Source organism: Myxococcus sp. CA040A (assembly GCF_013336725.1).
GTDB classification, from domain to species: Bacteria; Myxococcota; Myxococcia; order Myxococcales; family Myxococcaceae; genus Myxococcus; species Myxococcus llanfairpwllgwyngyllgogerychwyrndrobwllllantysiliogogogochensis.
In genome coordinates this window covers 424,026-441,460 of record NZ_JABUMR010000003.1, presented here as the reverse complement: position 1 = coordinate 441,460, position 17,435 = coordinate 424,026, and the positions used below count along the sequence as shown (strand labels likewise).

Below are 17,435 nucleotides of genomic sequence, written 5' to 3'. Positions count from 1 at the left end.
ACCCGGGCAGCCTACCTCCGGCACGCGCCCGACGTCACAGCAGCTCGACGGAGAACACCAGGTCACAGGTGGAATAGGAGTCCTTGGACCGGGAGACCTCCAGCGTCATCCGCGTGGCCTCTTCATCCGTCGCGCTCGTCATCCGCCGAGGGTCATACGTGTCGTAGATGCTCAGTCGCGAGTCCCGCCAGTTCCATCGCGGAGCACAGGTCTCCATCAGGTACGAGGAATAGAGATGGAACCGGTCCTGCAAAGGCTTGCACTCCATGTTGCCTTGCACGCAGTAGATATAATCCCCCAGCGCGCGCGTGCTGTAGACAGTGCAGCGGAAGTCCTGGATGCCCTTCCTCGACTCCCAGACGGAGACGTCTTCCGAGTAGCTCTTCAACGGCGCGCCACGCAGGGATTGGAAGCCCTGACCCGCTCCGCGCAGCACCGCCTTCACTTCCTTGCAGAAGGCCGCGCGATTGGGGAGCGCCGCGCCCTCGACGGCGCTGTCGACAGTCGTCACACCGACCTTGGAGTCACGCGGAGGCAGTTGCTTGAAGGGCACCGTGCTCCGCGGACGATATCCCGACGTGGAGTACTGCGCGTGCGCGCCCCCACTCACCACCGTGAGGACGAGAGCAAGCCACGGCGATACACCAGCAGGTCGATGAAACATGGGTCCACTCCCCCTCTGAATGACTGAAGCCTCGGCGGACGCCGCCGTATACGCGACCTGACAGGCGCGTCAATCCCATGCCAATTCACGCACCGTGGGACACACCACGATTGTCAGAGTTTGATGACAGACCAGCTCATTCGGCTAGAGTGCGCACCGCTCGCCGTCGAGGGGGGAAATGTCCTCACCATCCGCAGCAAATCCAGAAACCCTGGACATTCCCAAGCAATCCCTGACAACCCGGCTTCTCAAACCAGACTTTCTGCTGAAGTCCTTGGCTTGCGTAGGATTTGTCTTTCTCGTCGCGCGGCTGGTTCAGCTCGCGGTCCCTGGGTCATTTCCACACGCGCTCCAGGCCTGGGTCCTCTGGCCAGTGCTCTGGGACGCGCCGCTCGAGCCGTGGCGGCCCTCGACGCTGGCATCTCTGCTCCCCGCGCTGTGTTGGGGCGTGCTGCTCCTGCTGTGGCGGGAGCTGTCCTGGGTGGCGCGCGGGCAGCAGGCGTGCTCGCGACTCCAGGTGCTCGCGCTGGCCTTCGTCCCGGGCTATTCGCTCGTGGGGCTGCCGCGCTTCTTCGCCACGCTGGTGGAGCCCCGCGCCCGCAGGGCCGTCACGCCGTGGGCCATCCTGGTGGGGCTCGTCGGCCCTCACGTCCTACTCATCGGCGCGCTCGTGGCGGAGGCCTGGACCTCCACGAGCGGGTGGACGCTGGCGGTGCCCCTGTTCGATGGGGCGCTGCTGCTCGCGCAGACGGTGCTGCTGCTCGGCGCCTATCGCGTCTTGAGTCAGCGCGCGTCCACGCCGCCCGCTCCGGAACCCCGGGCCGAGGAGGAGCTCGCCCCCGAAGCCCCGCCGGAGCCTCCGCCCACCGAGGACACGGGCCTCGACTGTCCCGAGTGCGTCTGGGCCGCCCGCCTGTACCGGGCCCCCGGACGCATCGGCGCGCACTGCCTGGGCTGCGAGGGGGACCTGCTGTCGCCCATGGAGCAGGCTCGCTGGCTTCCGGAGCTGGGCGCCACGGGCACTCCCCTCGAGGAGACGGGACGGCAGGTCCGCTGTGTCTCGTGCGAGGCGTACGTCACCACCGTGATGCTGCCTGGAGGCGCGGTGTCACCCTGCACCGCGTGCGGTGTGGTGTGGATGCGCGCGGGAATGCTGCACCGGCTCACCCAGGGACAGCAGGGCCGTCCCCGGGCGCGCCGTCCGGTCCCCGCGCCCGCTCGCGAACCCTGGATGCCGCCCCTGCTCTCTCCGCTCGCCAGCGGCGTGGTGGTGGCGGTGTGCGTGTTCGGAGGCGCTGCCTTCGTGACGATGCGCGCCCGGCCTCCCGTCTGTGACCCGGGCACCACGCTCCAGCGCGAGGAGCGCGAGGACGGCTGGGTGCTTCGCCAGTGCGTGAACGAGACGGGACAGCGGGATGGCGCCGCGTGGCTGCGAGACACGCGAGGAAGACTGCGCGAGAAGACCGCGTGGACGAAGGGGCGACGCTCGGGAGCGCATCACGCCTGGGACGCGACGGGGCAGTTGCGGACCGAGGGGTTGTATCAGGACGGCCTGCCTCTCGGGGAGTGGAGCCGCTACACGGAGGAAGGGATGCGCTTCTCCCGAGCCTCCTGGTCGAAGGGCCTCCTGCATGGCGAGGTGGTGGACGTGGCCGACAGTGGCTTGCCCCACGAGCGCCGGAACTATTCGCAGGGCGTGCTCGACGGTCCCTACACGCTCTACTTCGCGGGGGGCGGTCGGAAGGTGGAGGGGACGTATGCGCGGGGCCTGCGGCATGGAAGCTGGACGCGCTACGGGACGACGGGGGCGCCCCTCGAGTCGGTGCTGTGGAACCAGGGCGAACCCACGCTGGTGCTGGAGGATGAGCCAGGCACCTCGCTCGCGTCGCGGGGCGGCGCGCGGCGGGGGCCCGACGAGCTGCTCTACGGGGGACGTTCCCTGGACTGGTGGAACCGTCGGCTGCGACAGCTGTGGCCCCGGCGCGAGGAAGCGGACCGGGCCGCGCGGTACTCGCTCACGGTGCACCGCGCGGGCCTCAACGGCCTGAAGGTGCAGGAGACGACCGCGGGGCCCAGGGTGCTGGTCGCCACGCCCGACCTGGAAACCCCTGTCTCGGTGGACACACCATGAAGTCACGTCAGCGCTGTTGGGCCCTGCTCCCCCTGCTGTGGGCGGGAATCTCCGTGGCCGCGCCCTTCGAGGTCCTCCGCTCACAAGAGTCCAGCGAGCACCCGCGGCTCGTGCTGGCTCCGCGTGAGGGCGCGAGGACGGCCACCCTCGTGGTGCTCTTCTCCACCGGACGCTTCGACGAGGGCGGCGACACCGGCCTCACGCGGCTCTCCCAGCACGCGCTGCTGGAGGCCAACCGGCGCGGCGACTACGGCAAGCTGACGCGGGAACTCTTCGGCGCGGACGCGTCTCTGGAGCTGTTCACCGGGCTGCGCCAGAGCGGCTTCGTCCTCGAGTCGAACTCCGGGGACTTCGACCGGCTCGCGCGCCAATTGCTCGAGACGCTGCTGGCCCCCAAGCTCATCCCCTCCAGACTGGAGGCGACCGCCGAGCGCACCACCCAGGACCCGGGACTGACGTCCTCGGAGGACTTCCTGGAGACGCGCCTCGCCATCGCGCTCTCGGAAGACCCTCGCTATGCGGCCGCGCCGCCTGGCAACCCCAGCAGCGCGCAGAGCATCTCCCCGGAGACGGTGGAGCGGCACCTCGCGGGCGCCTTCTCTCCACGCAACGCCACCGTCATCGCGGCGGGGACCTTCGACGCCGTCGCGCTGCGCCGCACGCTGGCGCGCTTCAAGGGGGGAATCCCCTCGCCCGTGGCGAGACTGCAGATTCAGCTCCCGGTGAAGCGGCAGCTGCCGGCGCACAGCGACGTCAACGTCCTGGCCTTTCCGGTGAAGCTCACCACCGCGTCGGAGTCAGCGGCCTTGCGCGTCGTGGGGCCCGTGCTGCGCCGGCGCATGGAGCAGCGCTTCCGCACCATGGGCGTGGGGTATGCCCAGGATGCGTCGCCCCTGCTGACACCGTGGATGGACGCGCTGGTGCTGACGCTTCCGGCGAGCGACCCTTCCGCGTTGGACCTGGGCCCCTATCTCCTCCAGGAAGTCGCGGAGGTGCGCGAGGGCCGGGTGACCGCCGACGAGTTCGCGGCGGCCCAGGGCGCGGCCCTCACGCGACTGCGCCTGGAAGACCAGCACCCGCGCGCGGTGGCCCTGACACTCGCCGGCAGCCTCCAGACGCCCGCGTGGTACTCGGCGGAGGTGGAGCACTCGCTCTCCTCGCTGTCGCCGGAGGGCCTCGCGCGACTGGTCGAACCCTGGTTGCGCGAGGACCGCCTCGTACACCTGCTCTTCAGTCCCCGGGCGCTCTCCCCTCCCCCTCGCAAGACCTTCAACAACGCGGGCACCCGCTCGCGGCGACGCTAGCCATGTCCTTCCTTCGCTCCTGGCTCCTGCTGTGCTGCGCTCTCGGGTCCACCCTGGCGCTCGCCGCCGCTCCCATCGCGCCCCTCTTCCATGCCGAGCTGCTCCAGGACGGCACGGAGCTGGTGGTGCTGTCCCGCCCCGAGTCCGCCACGGCCTCGCTGCGCCTGGTGGTGCGCTCGGGCTCGTCGAGAGACCCCAGCGGCAAGGAGGGCCTGGCGCACCTGCTCGAGCACCTCGTCTTCCAGGGCAGTCAGGACGTGCCGGGCAAGACACTGCGCGCGAGCATCGACACGGCCGGGGGCACGCTCAACGCCTTCACGTCGGCCCGGTCCACGGTGTACGCACTGGACACGCCTGGGACGGGCTTCCTTCCGCTCGCGAGGGATGTGCTGCGGATGGTGACCAGTCCCACGCTCCCCGGCGGCAAGCGGCTGGAGCGGGAGCTGGGCATCATCACCACCGAGGGCCGCTATCACTTCTCGCGGCAGAGCCTGGCAAGCCAGGTGGAGGAGGCGATGTTCCAGGACATCACCCTCGAAGGCGCCCTCATCGGCACGCCCGCCACCCGAGCGCGCATCACCCGCGAGGACCTCCAGGAGTACTACGCGCGCAACTACGTCACCTCCAACGTGTCACTCGTCTTCACCGGCGCCGTGAGCGTCGAGCAGGCACGAGCCCTCGTGGAGGAGGCCTACCGCCTGCCGCCCGCGCTCCCGGAGGAGGCCGTCGCGCCCGCCATGCAGAGCGCGCAGTACCCCGTGGTGCAGCAGACCCGGGCACACGTCACCTTCGTCACGCTGGGCTATCCCGTCCCCCACGAGGAGCGGGCCACCTGTCGCGCGGTGGCGTCCCTGCTCCAGCTCCGGCTGTTGCAGCAGGTGCATGTGGAGGAGCCCATCGTCTCCGCGATGCGCGTGCTCTGCCTCAACCTGCGCGGCAATGACCTGCTGCTCGCCTTCGCCTACACGCGCTCCATCGAGGGCTCGCGGTTGCCCTACCTCATGCAGGAGACCTTCGACGCGCTCGCCAAGAAGCCTCCCAGCGCGGCCGAGCGGAAGCTCCTGGAGAAGCGCGGCCAGCGCACCTCGGAGCGCTGGCGGGAGGCGGGGCCGGAGGTCGCGGATGCGGTCGCCTCACAGGCGGCGGAGCCCCGGCTGGAGTCCCTCACGGACCTGGGCTTCCTTCAGCCTCCGCCCATCCCCACCAGCGCCCAACTGAAGGACTTCGCGCGGCGCCACTTCGTGGAGGAGCAGGCGGTGCGCATCACCAGCTCGCCGCTGGAGGGGTGAGCTTCACCACAGCATGTCCTGGTCCTCGGTGACGCCGGGGACGTTGGAGAGCTGGAGCGTCTGGCCGCCCACCGTCACCGTGCCCTCGAAGAAGCCCACGGGCTGGGCGAAGTGGCTGATGATGAGGCGCAGGTTGCGCTCCTCGCGGTGGACGTAGAAGGGCTGGAAGCGCAGGTCCACCGCGCCGTCCACCGTCGTCAGCCGCCACGGCGCGAGCAGGTCCTTCGTGTCGTATTCGAAGCGCGCGCGGGCCAGCGGGTACAGCCGGTCTCCCAGCCACAGCGCGTTCTCATTGGCCTCGGTGTTGCTCTCGTTGAAGCCCTCGACGAGGTTGAGGCCCACGGGCGTGCCATCCGCCAGCCGGCCCGCGGCGAAGGCCCAGCGCCACGCCGTATGCCGCGCCAGGTAGCCCTGCGTGTAGTCGATGCCGCCCACGCCCCCGTCCAGCCGGAAGCGCTTGCCGCCCGCCTCCAGGCTGCCAAAGGACAACAGGCCGTTGCGCTTCATCGTGACATTCACCAGCCCGTCACCCTGCACGGGCGCAATCACCGTCAGCGCGGGAGGGCCGCCCGCGACGAGCAGTTCGCCTGCCCACTGGAAGGTGTTGAGGCTGCCGGTGCGCACGCGGCTGACGTCCACCTCCACCTGGTAGCGCTCGTCCGTCTCGCCCCGGCGGATGGCCAGCTTGCCGCCCAGCGTCCTGAAGGAAGCGGACAGTCCCGCGCCGGGCTTGTCTCCCAGCGACAACATGGGCCCCGGCGCGCCCAGGAAGCTCACGTCACACAAGGGCTTGCGCGCGGCCAGGTCGAGCGCCACCGCGAAGGCACTGGACGAGTAGCCCAGGTCCACCACCGCGAAGAGCGCGGCCACCTCCTGCGTCGCCACGAAGGTGTAGTGCCACCGCTTGCGCTTGAGCAGCCGGGTGGCGCGGGCCGGAGCCCACCGTCCCAGCAGCTTGGGCAGGTCCACTTCGGGCAGCTCACCCTGGTACGTGCCAAATCGGGGCTCACCTTGCGAGGTGGCCACGGAGGCCGGCGCCAGGGGCAGGAGGGCTTCTCTCTCGGGCGTCATCCGCGCCCATTGGAAGCCAACCGCCGGCCGAAGTCACCCAGGCTCGACGACCCGAGGCGCCAACCGACGCCTCGGCGACACTGTCGGCGGGCCTCTCAGCTCCGGCCGAAGACGATGCGCTCCTGGGAGAGCAGCCCCGTGGTGACACGCAGGGACACCAGCGTCACGGCGACACAGGAGGCCGCGGCGATGAGGAAGGGCAGCGGCCCCAGCAGCTCGCCGCGAAGGACTTCGCCCGCCAGCAGCTGCTGGCCCACCACCGGCACGGCGAACATCCACAACTTCGTCTGCATGGGCGACAGCATCAACATCATGCCCGGCAACATGGGCACCACCATCAGCATGGACTGGTACATCTGTGCTTCCTTGAAGGAGCGCGCATAGGTGGCCACCCACATCTGCAGGGCGGAGACGGCCAGCGCCAGCGGCAGGATGGCCGCGACCATGCCCAGGGTGGCGGCGGCGTCGAAGCGGGCTCTCACGCCCAGGTCCTCCAGCGGGACATGTCGCACCACCACGATAAAGCACGCCAGCGACCCCAACACGGTGACCCCCGCCATGGCGACGGTGGCGAGCCACTTGCCAGTGACCAGGGCACCGTGCGGCACGGGGTTGAGCAGCAAGGGCTCCAGCGAGCCCCGCTCGCGCTCACCCGCCATGGTGTCACTCGCCAGCTGCATGCCTCCTCCGAAGGCGGCCATCACCAGGAAGAAGGGCAGCATGTTGAGCACCATGGCGGCGGTGCGCTCCGGCGTGGACAGGTCCAGCTCCTCCACGCGCACCGGCATCGCCAGCTCCGGCGCCATGCCGCGCGCATACAACCGCTGGTCGCCCACGTGCCGCGAGTACCCCTGCAGCAGCCGCTGCGCCCGCTGCACCGACCGCTGGGCGGACTGGCGCGAGCTGTCCATGATGAGATTCACATCCGCGGTGCGCCCGGAGGAGAAGTCCCGGCCGTAGTCCTGGGGCACCAACAGCACCACGTCCAGCGAGCCCGCGCGGATGCGCTCCTCGTAGTCCTCCGGGGCGTCCTTGAGCGTCACACCCAGGCGACTCAGGAAGGCCATCAGGCTGGGGGCATGCTCGCGCCCCACCACGGGCAGCTCCAGCGGCTTGTCCTTCCTCCAGGAGGCCATCACGTTGATCAACACCAGGAAGAGGAGCGGAGCCAGCAACGCCCACAGCAGGGAGGTGGAGGCCGTCCTCCGGTCCCGCAGGTAGTCCCTCAGCTCCTTGCGAAAGACAGTGCCAATCAGGCGCCTCATTGCATCAACCCCTGCTCACTGCCGATGGTCGCGACGAAGGCCTCTTCCAGGCTGTCCTTGCCGGTGCTCGCGCGCAGGGCATCCGGCGTCCCCTCCGCCACCACGCGGCCATGCGCCACCACGACGATGCGCTCACACAGCGCGGCGACCTCCTGCATGATGTGACTGGAGAAGACGACGCAGCGCCCCTCGTCCTTCAGTCGCCGCAACAGCGTGCGCACCGCGCGGGTGCTCATGACGTCCAGGCCGTTGGTCGGCTCGTCCAGCAGCACGTTGCGAGGCCCATGCACCAGCGCACGCGCCAGCGCCACCTTCACCCGCTCGCCCTGGCTGAAGCCCTCCGCGCGCCGGTCCGCGAGTTCCTTCATGTCCAGCAGGTCCACCAGCTCGTCCACGCGCTTGTCCAACGCGGCGCCAGACAGCCCATGCAGCTCGCCGTAGTAGCGCGCGTGCTCGCGGGCGGTGAGGCGCGGATAGAGGCCCCGCGCATCCGGCAGCACCCCCAGCACACGCCGGGCGTCCTCTGGGCGGGCCGTCACGTCCACGCCGTCCACCGTCGCGGTGCCCCGGTCCGGGCGCACCAGCGTGTAGAGCATGCGCAGCGTCGTCGTCTTCCCGGCCCCGTTGGGACCCAGGAGGCCGGTAATCATCCCGTCCTCGGCGGTGAAGGACACGTCCTCCACGGCCGTCACCTTCCCGAAGCGCTTGTGCAGGTTCGTGGCTCGTATCATCGACGCTGCGTCCTCAGGGCACGGGGCCGGCGAAAGAGGTGAAGAAGGGGGGCCGCGAGAGGCTCCCGCCGCACGAGGGCTTCAGGCCCTCCCCGCTGCCCTTGGCCACGAACTCCACCATCAGCGAGCGGGCACAGTCGGCGACCAGCGCGTTGTGGCCCACCCCGGGCACCACGACGTGGAGACCGTTCTTCAACGTGCGCTTCGCCTCCTCCCCCCAGGCAGGCGGCGTCACCGGATCCAGCTCTCCGGACAACAGCAGCGTGGGCACGTCCGACACCACCGCGTCGCGGTAGCCCGAAGGCAGCGTCGCGCGGGGCCAGCCCTCGCACGCGGCCATCATCTCCAGGCCCATCAGCGCGCCGAACCAGGTGCCTTTCGCCTCGCGCTCCACATCCTCCTTGGTGAAGAAGGGCGCGTCCTCCGCGCAGATGACGGCGAACTGGAGTCCCCGGCTCATCGTCCGGTCCAGGGTGTCGCCGCCCCCCAGGCTCAGCGCGACGAAGGGCGCCCAGTCCTCCCGCGTCACCCGGTCCAACATCAGCGGCACCAGCGAGCCTCCCTCCGCGGAGTAGAGCTGCATCAGCAGCGCCCCCAGGAAGGCCTGTTGCGTCAGGACGACGTCCTCCTGCACACCGGTGCGCGGATGCGGCACCCGCACACGCACCGGGGCCTCCGCCAGCTTCGCCAGCAACGCCTCCGTGCGGGCGCGCAGCTTGGGAAAGGTCTTCTCGCAGACCGCGTCCTGCTCGCAGTGGGACAGCAGCAACTCCAGCGCGCGCTGACCGTCGCGCGGCATGTACAGGGGCAGGTACAGCCCCATGGGCGCCACGCCGTCGAGGATGGCCGTGCGCACCCGCTCCGGAAACTGGCGCATGTACACCAGCGCCGCGCGCGTCCCGTAGGAGACGCCCCAGAGGTTGAGCTTTTCGTAGCCCAGCGCCGCGCGCACCTCGTCCAGGTCCGCCATCGCGATGGGCGTGGTGTACTGGCGCACGTCCGCCTCCCACCGCTCGCGACACGCCTGGAGACGTCGCGGGACGTCGCCTTCGTCGAAGAGCGCTGACAGCCCCTCTTCCTTCTGACGGAGCTCGCAGTCGAGCGGGCTCGAGTCGCCCGTGCCCCGCTGGTCCACCAGCACGATGTCGCGGTGGCGGCGGATGCGCTCCACGGCCAACAGCATCTCCGCCGTCCGCGTGGCCGACTGCCCGGGGCCGCCCGCCAGGTACACCAGGGGGTCTGGCTGGGGCTGGGCCGCCAGGGCGGGCACCACCGCGACCCGCAGGGACAGCTTGCGGCCCGACTTCGCCTCGCGGTTCTCGAAGACCTCGTACGTCCCGCATTGGGCCTGGAGCGACAGGCCCTCCAGCCGGCAGGGCTTCAGCTCCAGCTTGCGCCCCTGGGAGGGCGAGCTTCCCTGCGAGCAGGCGGCCAACGCCACCATCGCGAACCCGAGCATCCAGGCGCGCCAGGCTCCACGCCAGACAAGGGAGGGAATGTGGGTCCAGACACCAGGCACAGGCGTCTCCATGTATGGTGCGGCGGCCCCACGCATAGCACCCGTGCTGTTCGCGGTACACCCCTCGCCAACGCCGTGAATGCCCGTCGCGAGGGGCCGTCTGGTGATACGCCCATGCCCACGATGAAACGCGCCGTCCTCGTCCTGGCCGCTCTTGCCCTCACCACGTTCAGCGGCTGCGCCTCTCTGCAGAAGACGCTGAAGGGGGTCTTCAAGAAACCCACCCTCACCTTCAAGACGGCGCGGCTCTCCAGCGCGTCGCTCTCCGACGCCACCGTCGACCTCGTCTACGAGGTGAACAACCCCAACGGCTTCGGACTGGAGCTGGCGAGCATCGACTACTCCTTCTTCGTCGAGGGCAAGCAGGTGGTGGCCGGCAAGCCCAAGAAGGGCCTAGACCTCAAGGCCAACGGCAGGAGCGAGCTGGTCTTCCCCGCCAACGTGAGGTTCGCGGACATCGCCCCCGTCGTCGAAACCTTCCTCAACAAGGACCGCGCCGCCTACAAGGCCCAGGGCAGCGTCGGCGTGCAGACGCCCATCGGCGTGCTGAACTTCCCGCTCGAGAAGGAAGGCACCTTCGACGTGCCCAAGATTCCGCAGGTGTCCTTCCAGCCGCCCCGCATCACCAACATCGGCCTCACCAGCGCCACGGTGGAGTTCCCGCTCTCCATCACCAACCGCAACAGCTTCCCCCTGCCCGTCGCCGGCATCACCGGCGCGCTCAAGGTCGCCGGGGCGGATGTGGGCACGCTGTCCACCGGCAACCTGGGCATGCTCGACGGCAGCGGGACGAAGCAGGTGACGTTGCCGCTCACCATCCACTTCGCGCGGGCGGCCTCCGCGGCCATGGCCCTGCGCTCGGGCGGCAACGCCAAGCTGAGCCTGGATGGCAAGTTGACCTCGGACGCCCAGTCCGTGCCGCTCAACCTGAGCCAGCTCGTCAACATCGTGAAATAACGCCCGTCCGGGCAGCAAGCGGGCGGGAGGCAACCTCGTGGTTGTCCCAGGGCGCCCTTGCCGTTACGGTTGGGCGCCCTTTGGGACACACGCCATGCGCCGCATCCTCTTCAAGTCCAAGATTCACCGCGCGACGGTGACGCAGGCCGACCTGGATTACGAAGGCTCGGTCACCATCGACCAGAACCTGCTCCGCGCGGCGGACATCATCGCCAACGAGAAGGTCGCCATCTGGAACGTCACCCAGGGCACGCGCCTGGAGACGTATGCCCTGGAGGGCGAGCCCGGCAGCGGAGTCATCTGCATCAACGGCGCCGCGGCCCACCTCAACAAGCCGGGGGACCTGGTCATCATCGCCACCTTCGCGGAGGTGGAGGAGTCCGAGGCCCGCGCCTGGAAGCCCACCGTCGTCTTCGTCGATGCGAAGAACCGCATCGTCCCCGGACAGACGGAAGAGATTCCGGGGCCGGCTCGCCGCCTCGCCTGAACCGGCGGTCCAGGCCCTCCGCCGGCTTTCCCCTCCGCGCGCCTTTTGCCATGCTCCGCCCACCTTTAGAGGGGGGCCCATGGCCCCGGAGGAATCACCACGATGAGGCGGATGTGGGTGGGAGCCAGCGTGCTCGCGCTGGGACTCTCCGGTTGTTCCGCAGTGGGCTCTTTCCGGCCCAACCCCAATGACGAGGATCCGCTCTACGGAGCCATCCCCGTCGTCAAGGCGCCCCTCCAGGCGCGCTGTGTGGCGCACGGGAAGTCCTCGGTGCGCTCCAGCTGCGACGAGGCGCTCTACCTGGCCACGGAGTACACCCGGCGACTGTCCGTGGGTGACGAAGTCTGCCTGGAGGGTGGCTACGGCGAGGAGCCGGGTTATGCCTGCAAGGCGCGCGCGGCCGTCATCGACACGTCCCCCAACCAGATAAAGCTCGAGGTGCGAGGAGCCAAGCCGGACTCGCGCTGGTTCAACGTGGAGATGCGGCACGCCTGGTACGAAGAAGGCGCGCTGGTGGACCTCTACCTCGCCGAGCGGGGTTATTAGAGGACGCGGGAAACCCACCCCCTGGAGGAGCGTCGACAATGGGCTTCTACGACAGCGTGGCCGAGCGGCTGGCCTTCATGAAGAAGCTGACCCCGGCGGAGCTCAAGAAGCTCGGCTCGGCTCGGCTGTCGGACATCGTCCTCCAGGAGACGAAGCGTGCCCGGGTGCGGGTGGCGGAGTTGGAGAAGCGCTACCCCCGCGCGGAAGTGAAGGAGCTGGCGCAGCGCCTCATTGACGAGAAGAAGAACCTGGCCAGCATGGTGGGCGGAGTCAGCGGCGTCTTCGGACTCATCGCCCTGCCGGCGGACCTGCTGTTCATGGCCTATCTGCAGATCATCCTGCTCACCGACCTGGCCACGCTCTACAAGGTCAACCTCAAGACGGAGCGCGCGCGCGGGGAGATGCTCGACCTGTTCGGCTACGCCAACGGATTGGGGCCCATCCAACGCTCCAGCCCCAAGGTGTTGGGGAAGCTCGCCGCGCTGATGTTGGAAAAGGGCGGCCTGCACACGCTGGGGCGCGCCATGCCGCTGGTGGCCGCGCCGATTACGGCCTACTTCAACAACCAGCACATCCAGCGCGTGGGTGAGCAGGCCGTGCGCTTCTACGAGGGCTTCGACAAGGCCCACGCCAAGGCCAAGGCCCACCGCCACCAACAGGCGGGCTGACGGCCACACGCGGTGAGGATCCACGGGGGCCTGGCGACGGGCGCCCCGATTAATTCAACGGGTCCGATATGCCCTTTTCACCCCTTCGTTCCCGTTCCCAGGCGGGGCGAAAGCCCCCATCCATGGCGGGCGACCGATGAACCCCCAAGGCCGGACGGGGGCGGCGCCCGAAAGGCGGAGGCACGAAGATGTCCGAGCTTTCGGCGGAAGTGCGTGTGCAGGTGGCGCGGTTGCGGAACCTGGTCATCGACGTGGCGCGCTGCGGCGCCCTCAGCAGCCCTCTGGGCGCCCTGCCTCACCAGGAGCTGGACCCCATGGAGGTACAGGCCATCTGGTGGCTGAAGGCGGAGAGCCTGCTGCCCGTCAACGTGCTCGCCGACCGCCTGGGTGGTATCGCCCTGCCCCGTCTGAGCCGGCTGTTGGACCGCCTGGAGGACGCCAAGCTCGTCCAGCGTGAGCGCTCGGTGCGGCATGATCGCCGCCGCGTGCGCGTGCGCCTCACCGAGCAGGGCCGCGCCCTGGCGGAGCGCGCGGACACGGTGGTGCAGGAGCGCATGGCGCGCCTCCTGATGCCGCTGGGTGGGGAGCAGCGCAGCGCGCTGATGGACCTGCTCGAGGGCTGGGTGGAAGCGCTGGGCTGCTGGAACCGCGCGGAGGAGATTGCCGCCGAGGAGACCGACGCGGACGGCACGCGCGCCACGCCTCACCCCCGGCTCACCGCCGTGGAGGACGTAGGCGTCACCGCCAACGCGGCCTGACGGTTCTCATCCCGGCGTGGAGGAACATCGCGGAGTACGCTGGAGGCCCTCGTCGTCCTGGAGTGGCCCATGCGACTCGGCAACGCCTCCACGCCGCCCAACCTGCTCATCATCCTGACGGACCAGCAGCGCCAGTTCCGTCACTGGCCCAAGGGCTGGGCGGAGCAGCACCTGCCCTCGTTCCAGCGCCTCGCGAGCACCGGGCTGAGCTTCGAGCGGGCCTTCACCAACACCTGCATGTGTTCGCCCAGTCGGGCGACGCTGTGGACGAGCCTCTTCCCCGCGCAAACCGGCGTCGTCGACACGGGTGAGCAGTCCCTGCCTCCCGACATCACCACCCTGGCCCAGGTGATGGCGAAGGCGGGCTACCAGGTGGGCTACCGGGGCAAGTGGCACCTGGGCAATCCTCCTCCGACGCACGGCTTCGGGCCCTGGGATGGACCGGACGCGGGCACATCCCTGCAAGCCGGGAGCACGCAGGGCGCGGGCGGCTACAACAACGACGCGCGCTACCTGGGCACCGTCACCGGCGCCTCGGAGAATCCTCCGGGCACTCCACTCGACGGGCCCAGCATGCTCGACTTCCTGGAGCGCGTGGACCCGAGCGTGCCGTTCTGCCTCGTCGCCTCGTTCGTCAATCCGCATGACGTCTACGTCGCGCCCTTCAACTACGAGGCCGCGGGCTACAACCCCACCGACTGGGAGTCACTGCCCCAGCAGCCCCCGGCGTCGTGGAACGAGGACCTGTCCACGAAGCCCTCGGTGCAGTCCTGGTTCCAGTCGAGCGGGAAGAACTGGAACGTCCCCACCTGGAGCGACGCCGAACGGACGAGCTACGCGCGCTTCTATGCGTACCTCCAGACGCTCGTCGACCAGGACATCACGACGCTGCTCCAGGCGCTGGAGCGCCGCGGCCTCACCGACAACACCCTCGTCGTCCGACTCGCCGACCACGGGGAGATGGGGCTGTCCCATGGGCTCGTCGAGAAGACCTTCAACGCCTACGACGAAACCATCAACGTCCCGCTCATCATCTCCAACCCCGTGCTGTTCCCCTCGGGCGTGGTGACCAGGGAGCTGGTCAGCCACATCGACCTGCTGCCCACGCTGGCCTCGGTGGCCGGCGTGCTGGGGGACTTCCAGGGCCAGTTCAAGGGCATCGACCTGTCGCCGCTGTTCACCGCGCCCACGACATCCCTCCAGGACTCCATCCACTTCACCTTCGATGACACGGCGCTGGCCCAGGGCATGCCCGCGACGACGCCCGGCCACATTCGCGCGCTGCGCACGAAGCAGTGGTTGTACGCCGCGTACTTCACGCAGGACGGCTCCGCCTTCGAGTACGAGCTGTATGACCTGGACGCGGACCCCGATGAGCTGACGAACCTCGCCAACCCTCGGAACATCACCCCGGACAGCAAGCGCGAGCTCCTGAAGCTGAATGCGCACCTCATCCGGGTGATGAAGACGAACGGCACCACGCCTGCCGGCTTCACCTGGCCCAAGCAGCCCGTCGTCTGACACGGAAGTGATGCGACTCCGGGCTTCGGATAAGCCCGTCGAGTCGACTCCGGACCGAGCGCTCTTCCTCCGCGGAGAGCGCCCTCCGCCACGCCATCCGCTGTGAGGCCGACGCCGCGACGTGCGCCCGGCCCCCGGACGCACCGCACCGTCCCCATGGGCGCACCCGACCTCGTGGAGGCGCGAGGACCGACCAGCAAATGCAACTTGATTACTTTTAGATATCAGTTGCATATTTGCAGGGCTCGACGACGAACCGGGGTCGGGCGCGACATCGAGTTACCCGTCAGCCACCGAGCAGGAGCGGCATTCATGAACAGATTCATCTGGAGCGTGGGCGTGACGGGACTCGCGCTCGCGGGCCTCACGTCCGTGCTCCTTCGCCGCCCCGTGGAGCCCTCCTTCACGGAGGCAGCCACCGCGCCGGCACCGCTCCGTTCCGAAGCAGGCCCGCCTCTGAGCCCCATGCATGCGGCGGAGCCCACGGAAATCCCCGACGCCGACCCGCCTTCCACACTCGCGGCATCCGGGATGGCGGAGCCCCGCGTCCCCTCGCCTCCTGTCCGAGCGCGTCGGCCAACTTCGGAGTCACGCCTTCGCCTCGTCCAGGCACTGCGCGGTGCGCCCTCCGAACCGGGCGCGCGCCGCGAGGCCGTGCTCGCCTCGCTGGTCGCCTCGGGAGAGAGCCAGGCGCCCTGGACGCATCAGGCTCGCGAGGCCCTGGACCTCTGGCGCCAGCAGGTGACGACGAGCGTGCTGCCCGTCCAGGCCCAGGCGGCGCGCTGCTTCGTCGCGGGCTGCGTGACGCGCGTCACCTTCCCAGACGCCGCCTCCTTCGACGTGGCCTTTAGCCTCACACCCGAGCTGCGGCTCCCTGGTGGAAGCGCGCACCTCCAACTCCCCGCCGAACACCTCGCCTCGGGCGAGGTCTCCGCCGCCTGGGTCGTCCTCCCTCCAGACGCCCCCTGAACCCCTTCGCCACGGATTCACCCCAGCAGTCCCACAAGGAGAAGTCCCTCGATGAAGCCCCAGTCCCTGTTCCAGAAGTCCCTGCTCGCCACCAGTGTCGCGCTCCTTCTCACCGGCTGCGGAACCACCGCCGCCGAGGAGGAGGTCATCCAGTCCGAGCTGTCCACCGACGAGTCCGCGCTGCTCGGCCTGCTGCCCTCCTGCGAGGAGCCCGAGGAGCTGGCCGAGGTCGTCGAGCACGCCTGCATCCACGCGGAGCTGGGCCCCTTCGAGCCCGTCACCGCCGCCGCCCTGGGCGCGCCCGTGCTGGTGGACGTCAGCACGCCCCACACCGCGTACAACATCACCCTCCCGTCGAGCGCCACCTCGTGGGGCTGGGCGGGCCGCGTGTCCTTCCTCCCCGACGAGTCCGGTGAGTTCGCCTTCCTGCTGTCACGCCATCGCGGCCTGCGCATCTACGACGCGGCGACGGGCCTCGAGGTCGCACGCGAGTGCCGCTACCAGGTTCCCACCGAAGTATGCGGCGCGCTGAAGACGGCCATCGTCGCGGACCTCGAAGCCGACACCGAGTACCACCTGGAGTTCCGCTCCATCCTGAGCCGCAACGCCGCCTTCTCGCTCGTCATCGAGGAGGCCGCGCACCACCCCGAGGAATAGCGCTCCTCGTCTCTCCACCCACGCGGGTGCCCGGAAACGCTCCGGGCATTCCGCCCCACGCCGCGTCGTCCACGCCACTCCTGGCACACCCATGTCTCTCAATGACGTCCTCCCCTCGCCTCCCCATGGAGCGCTCCCGCATGCGATTGAACCTCCGTGCCCTTCTGGCCTCGTGCGCCGTGGCGGCTTCCGCCTGCGGTGGTGGCGAGACGCCCCCGAGCGTCGAGCCCGAACCTCACGCCGAAGACCCGTGCGCTCCCAATGGCCACATCCACCGTGAGGCCGAAGGCGACTGGTGCCACTGCAACAAGGGCCACGTCGCCGCGCCCCAGGGCCTCGCCTGTGAAGTGGACCCCGACTACGTCCCCAGCGAGGGCTTCGACTTCGGCGACGACGGGGAACATGCGTGCTGGCACGTCGCGCACGGCCCCTATGTCACCGTGACGGCCACCACCAGCCGCAACCCTCGCGTGGACGACTTCCACACGCACTACACCGTGAAGCTCCGCGAGGAGAACGGCCAGTACACGGGCACCTTCAGCTACAAGGCCTTCGCCAGCGGCGACTTCGTCGTCTACCTCAGCACCCCCGACGTGCCCGTCACCCTGGTGGAGACCGCCATCCAGACGCAGCTCACGCCGGCGGGAACGAAGCCCACGGGCGACTTCTGCTCGGGCCTTCGACACATGGTCGGCTACGAGCTGACAGACCGCGTCCAGTACACCCTCACGCTCGGCCCCACCTCGCTCCCCGAGGTCGGCATGGTCATCGAACACCTCCAATAGCCATGCACGCCATGCCACACCCGTCCGTGGAAAACGTCCGCCCCGTTATTGCAACTCAATTACATTTACGTCATGAGTAACCGCGCCGTGGAGTGGCGGTGGAAGCCCGCTTC

The 17,435-nt window shown here is 69.3% G+C and carries 17 protein-coding genes; 12 read left to right on the top strand and 5 right to left on the bottom strand.

Annotated elements, in window-relative coordinates:
• Positions 1–34: 34 nt before the first annotated feature.
• Positions 35–664: a hypothetical protein gene (locus HUA75_RS14100; protein ID WP_141642135.1), complete on the bottom strand. Its 630-nt coding sequence runs from the start codon at positions 662–664 to the stop codon at positions 35–37.
• Positions 665–1,112: 448 nt separating this feature from the next.
• Between HUA75_RS14100 and HUA75_RS14095 the strand changes: the two genes are divergently transcribed.
• The 3 genes from HUA75_RS14095 to HUA75_RS14085 are packed head-to-tail and all read left to right on the top strand — an operon-like array spanning position 1,113 to position 5,388.
• Complete coding sequence (locus HUA75_RS14095) at positions 1,113–2,795, top strand: toxin-antitoxin system YwqK family antitoxin (protein WP_217446070.1); 1,683 nt, start codon at positions 1,113–1,115, stop codon at positions 2,793–2,795.
• On the top strand, positions 2,792–4,099 hold the full coding sequence (locus HUA75_RS14090; protein ID WP_174486693.1) for a hypothetical protein: 1,308 nt from the start codon (positions 2,792–2,794) through the stop codon (positions 4,097–4,099). Before HUA75_RS14095 ends, HUA75_RS14090 begins: the two co-directional genes overlap by 4 nt.
• 2 nt (positions 4,100–4,101) lie before the next feature.
• Positions 4,102–5,388, top strand: coding sequence for a pitrilysin family protein (locus tag HUA75_RS14085; RefSeq protein WP_174486692.1), 1,287 nt, complete (start codon positions 4,102–4,104; stop codon positions 5,386–5,388).
• A gap of 3 nt (positions 5,389–5,391) precedes the next feature.
• On the opposite strand, the gene HUA75_RS14080 is transcribed toward HUA75_RS14085, so the two are convergent.
• From HUA75_RS14080 to HUA75_RS14065, 4 genes are all read right to left on the bottom strand, one after another.
• Positions 5,392–6,459: a DUF2804 domain-containing protein gene (locus tag HUA75_RS14080; protein ID WP_174454026.1), complete on the bottom strand. Its 1,068-nt coding sequence runs from the start codon at positions 6,457–6,459 to the stop codon at positions 5,392–5,394.
• A 95-nt stretch (positions 6,460–6,554) separates the two neighbouring features.
• The gene (locus HUA75_RS14075) at positions 6,555–7,724 is read right to left on the bottom strand and encodes an ABC transporter permease (protein WP_174486691.1); all 1,170 of its coding nucleotides are present in this window, start codon (positions 7,722–7,724) and stop codon (positions 6,555–6,557) included.
• The gene (locus HUA75_RS14070; protein ID WP_174454024.1) at positions 7,721–8,455 is read right to left on the bottom strand and encodes an ATP-binding cassette domain-containing protein; all 735 of its coding nucleotides are present in this window, start codon (positions 8,453–8,455) and stop codon (positions 7,721–7,723) included. The genes HUA75_RS14075 and HUA75_RS14070 overlap by 4 nt, the downstream gene beginning before the upstream one ends.
• Positions 8,456–8,468: 13 nt before the next feature.
• Positions 8,469–9,914, bottom strand: coding sequence for an alpha/beta hydrolase (locus tag HUA75_RS14065; protein WP_254627567.1), 1,446 nt, complete (start codon positions 9,912–9,914; stop codon positions 8,469–8,471).
• Between the two features lie 174 nt (positions 9,915–10,088).
• Here HUA75_RS14065 and HUA75_RS14060 point away from each other — a divergent pair, with 174 nt between their 5' ends.
• The 9 genes from HUA75_RS14060 to HUA75_RS14020 all read left to right on the top strand — a co-directional run bounded on the left by HUA75_RS14060 (position 10,089) and on the right by HUA75_RS14020 (position 17,322).
• Positions 10,089–10,931, top strand: coding sequence for an LEA type 2 family protein (locus HUA75_RS14060; RefSeq protein ID WP_141642143.1), 843 nt, complete (start codon positions 10,089–10,091; stop codon positions 10,929–10,931).
• Positions 10,932–11,025: 94 nt separating this feature from the next.
• Positions 11,026–11,418, top strand: a complete 393-nt coding sequence (panD, locus tag HUA75_RS14055; protein ID WP_141642144.1) for an aspartate 1-decarboxylase — start codon at positions 11,026–11,028, stop codon at positions 11,416–11,418.
• 102 nt (positions 11,419–11,520) lie between these two features.
• Positions 11,521–11,964 carry a hypothetical protein gene (locus tag HUA75_RS14050; RefSeq protein ID WP_141642145.1) on the top strand — a complete coding sequence of 148 codons (444 nt, stop codon included), beginning with the start codon at positions 11,521–11,523 and terminating at the stop codon, positions 11,962–11,964.
• A 38-nt stretch (positions 11,965–12,002) separates the two neighbouring features.
• Positions 12,003–12,632, top strand: a complete 630-nt coding sequence (locus tag HUA75_RS14045; protein WP_174486689.1) for an EcsC family protein — start codon at positions 12,003–12,005, stop codon at positions 12,630–12,632.
• Between the two features lie 188 nt (positions 12,633–12,820).
• Positions 12,821–13,390, top strand: coding sequence for a MarR family winged helix-turn-helix transcriptional regulator (locus HUA75_RS14040; protein WP_141642147.1), 570 nt, complete (start codon positions 12,821–12,823; stop codon positions 13,388–13,390).
• Between the two features lie 69 nt (positions 13,391–13,459).
• Complete coding sequence (locus HUA75_RS14035; protein WP_174486688.1) at positions 13,460–14,911, top strand: sulfatase-like hydrolase/transferase; 1,452 nt, start codon at positions 13,460–13,462, stop codon at positions 14,909–14,911.
• Positions 14,912–15,223: 312 nt separating this feature from the next.
• Positions 15,224–15,880 (top strand): hypothetical protein, encoded by a 657-nt coding sequence (locus tag HUA75_RS14030; RefSeq protein WP_174486687.1) that lies wholly within the window; start codon positions 15,224–15,226, stop codon positions 15,878–15,880.
• Between the two features lie 51 nt (positions 15,881–15,931).
• Complete coding sequence (locus tag HUA75_RS14025; protein WP_217446069.1) at positions 15,932–16,537, top strand: hypothetical protein; 606 nt, start codon at positions 15,932–15,934, stop codon at positions 16,535–16,537.
• A 140-nt stretch (positions 16,538–16,677) separates the two neighbouring features.
• Positions 16,678–17,322, top strand: coding sequence for a hypothetical protein (locus tag HUA75_RS14020; protein WP_141642150.1), 645 nt, complete (start codon positions 16,678–16,680; stop codon positions 17,320–17,322).
• Positions 17,323–17,435 lie beyond the last annotated feature (113 nt).

Coding starts and splice junctions, on each gene's coding strand:
- HUA75_RS14020 (WP_141642150.1), top strand. CDS start 16,678: ATGCGATTGAACCTCCGTGCCCTTCTGGCCTCGTGCGCCGTGGCGGCT.
- HUA75_RS14065 (WP_254627567.1), bottom strand. CDS start 9,914: ATGCTCGGGTTCGCGATGGTGGCGTTGGCCGCCTGCTCGCAGGGAAGC.
- HUA75_RS14075 (WP_174486691.1), bottom strand. CDS start 7,724: ATGAGGCGCCTGATTGGCACTGTCTTTCGCAAGGAGCTGAGGGACTAC.
- HUA75_RS14035 (WP_174486688.1), top strand. CDS start 13,460: ATGCGACTCGGCAACGCCTCCACGCCGCCCAACCTGCTCATCATCCTG.
- panD (WP_141642144.1), top strand. CDS start 11,026: ATGCGCCGCATCCTCTTCAAGTCCAAGATTCACCGCGCGACGGTGACG.
- HUA75_RS14045 (WP_174486689.1), top strand. CDS start 12,003: ATGGGCTTCTACGACAGCGTGGCCGAGCGGCTGGCCTTCATGAAGAAG.
- HUA75_RS14050 (WP_141642145.1), top strand. CDS start 11,521: ATGAGGCGGATGTGGGTGGGAGCCAGCGTGCTCGCGCTGGGACTCTCC.
- HUA75_RS14090 (WP_174486693.1), top strand. CDS start 2,792: ATGAAGTCACGTCAGCGCTGTTGGGCCCTGCTCCCCCTGCTGTGGGCG.
- HUA75_RS14070 (WP_174454024.1), bottom strand. CDS start 8,455: ATGATACGAGCCACGAACCTGCACAAGCGCTTCGGGAAGGTGACGGCC.
- HUA75_RS14040 (WP_141642147.1), top strand. CDS start 12,821: ATGTCCGAGCTTTCGGCGGAAGTGCGTGTGCAGGTGGCGCGGTTGCGG.
- HUA75_RS14060 (WP_141642143.1), top strand. CDS start 10,089: ATGCCCACGATGAAACGCGCCGTCCTCGTCCTGGCCGCTCTTGCCCTC.
- HUA75_RS14030 (WP_174486687.1), top strand. CDS start 15,224: ATGAACAGATTCATCTGGAGCGTGGGCGTGACGGGACTCGCGCTCGCG.
- HUA75_RS14085 (WP_174486692.1), top strand. CDS start 4,102: ATGTCCTTCCTTCGCTCCTGGCTCCTGCTGTGCTGCGCTCTCGGGTCC.
- HUA75_RS14080 (WP_174454026.1), bottom strand. CDS start 6,459: ATGACGCCCGAGAGAGAAGCCCTCCTGCCCCTGGCGCCGGCCTCCGTG.
- HUA75_RS14025 (WP_217446069.1), top strand. CDS start 15,932: ATGAAGCCCCAGTCCCTGTTCCAGAAGTCCCTGCTCGCCACCAGTGTC.
- HUA75_RS14100 (WP_141642135.1), bottom strand. CDS start 664: ATGTTTCATCGACCTGCTGGTGTATCGCCGTGGCTTGCTCTCGTCCTC.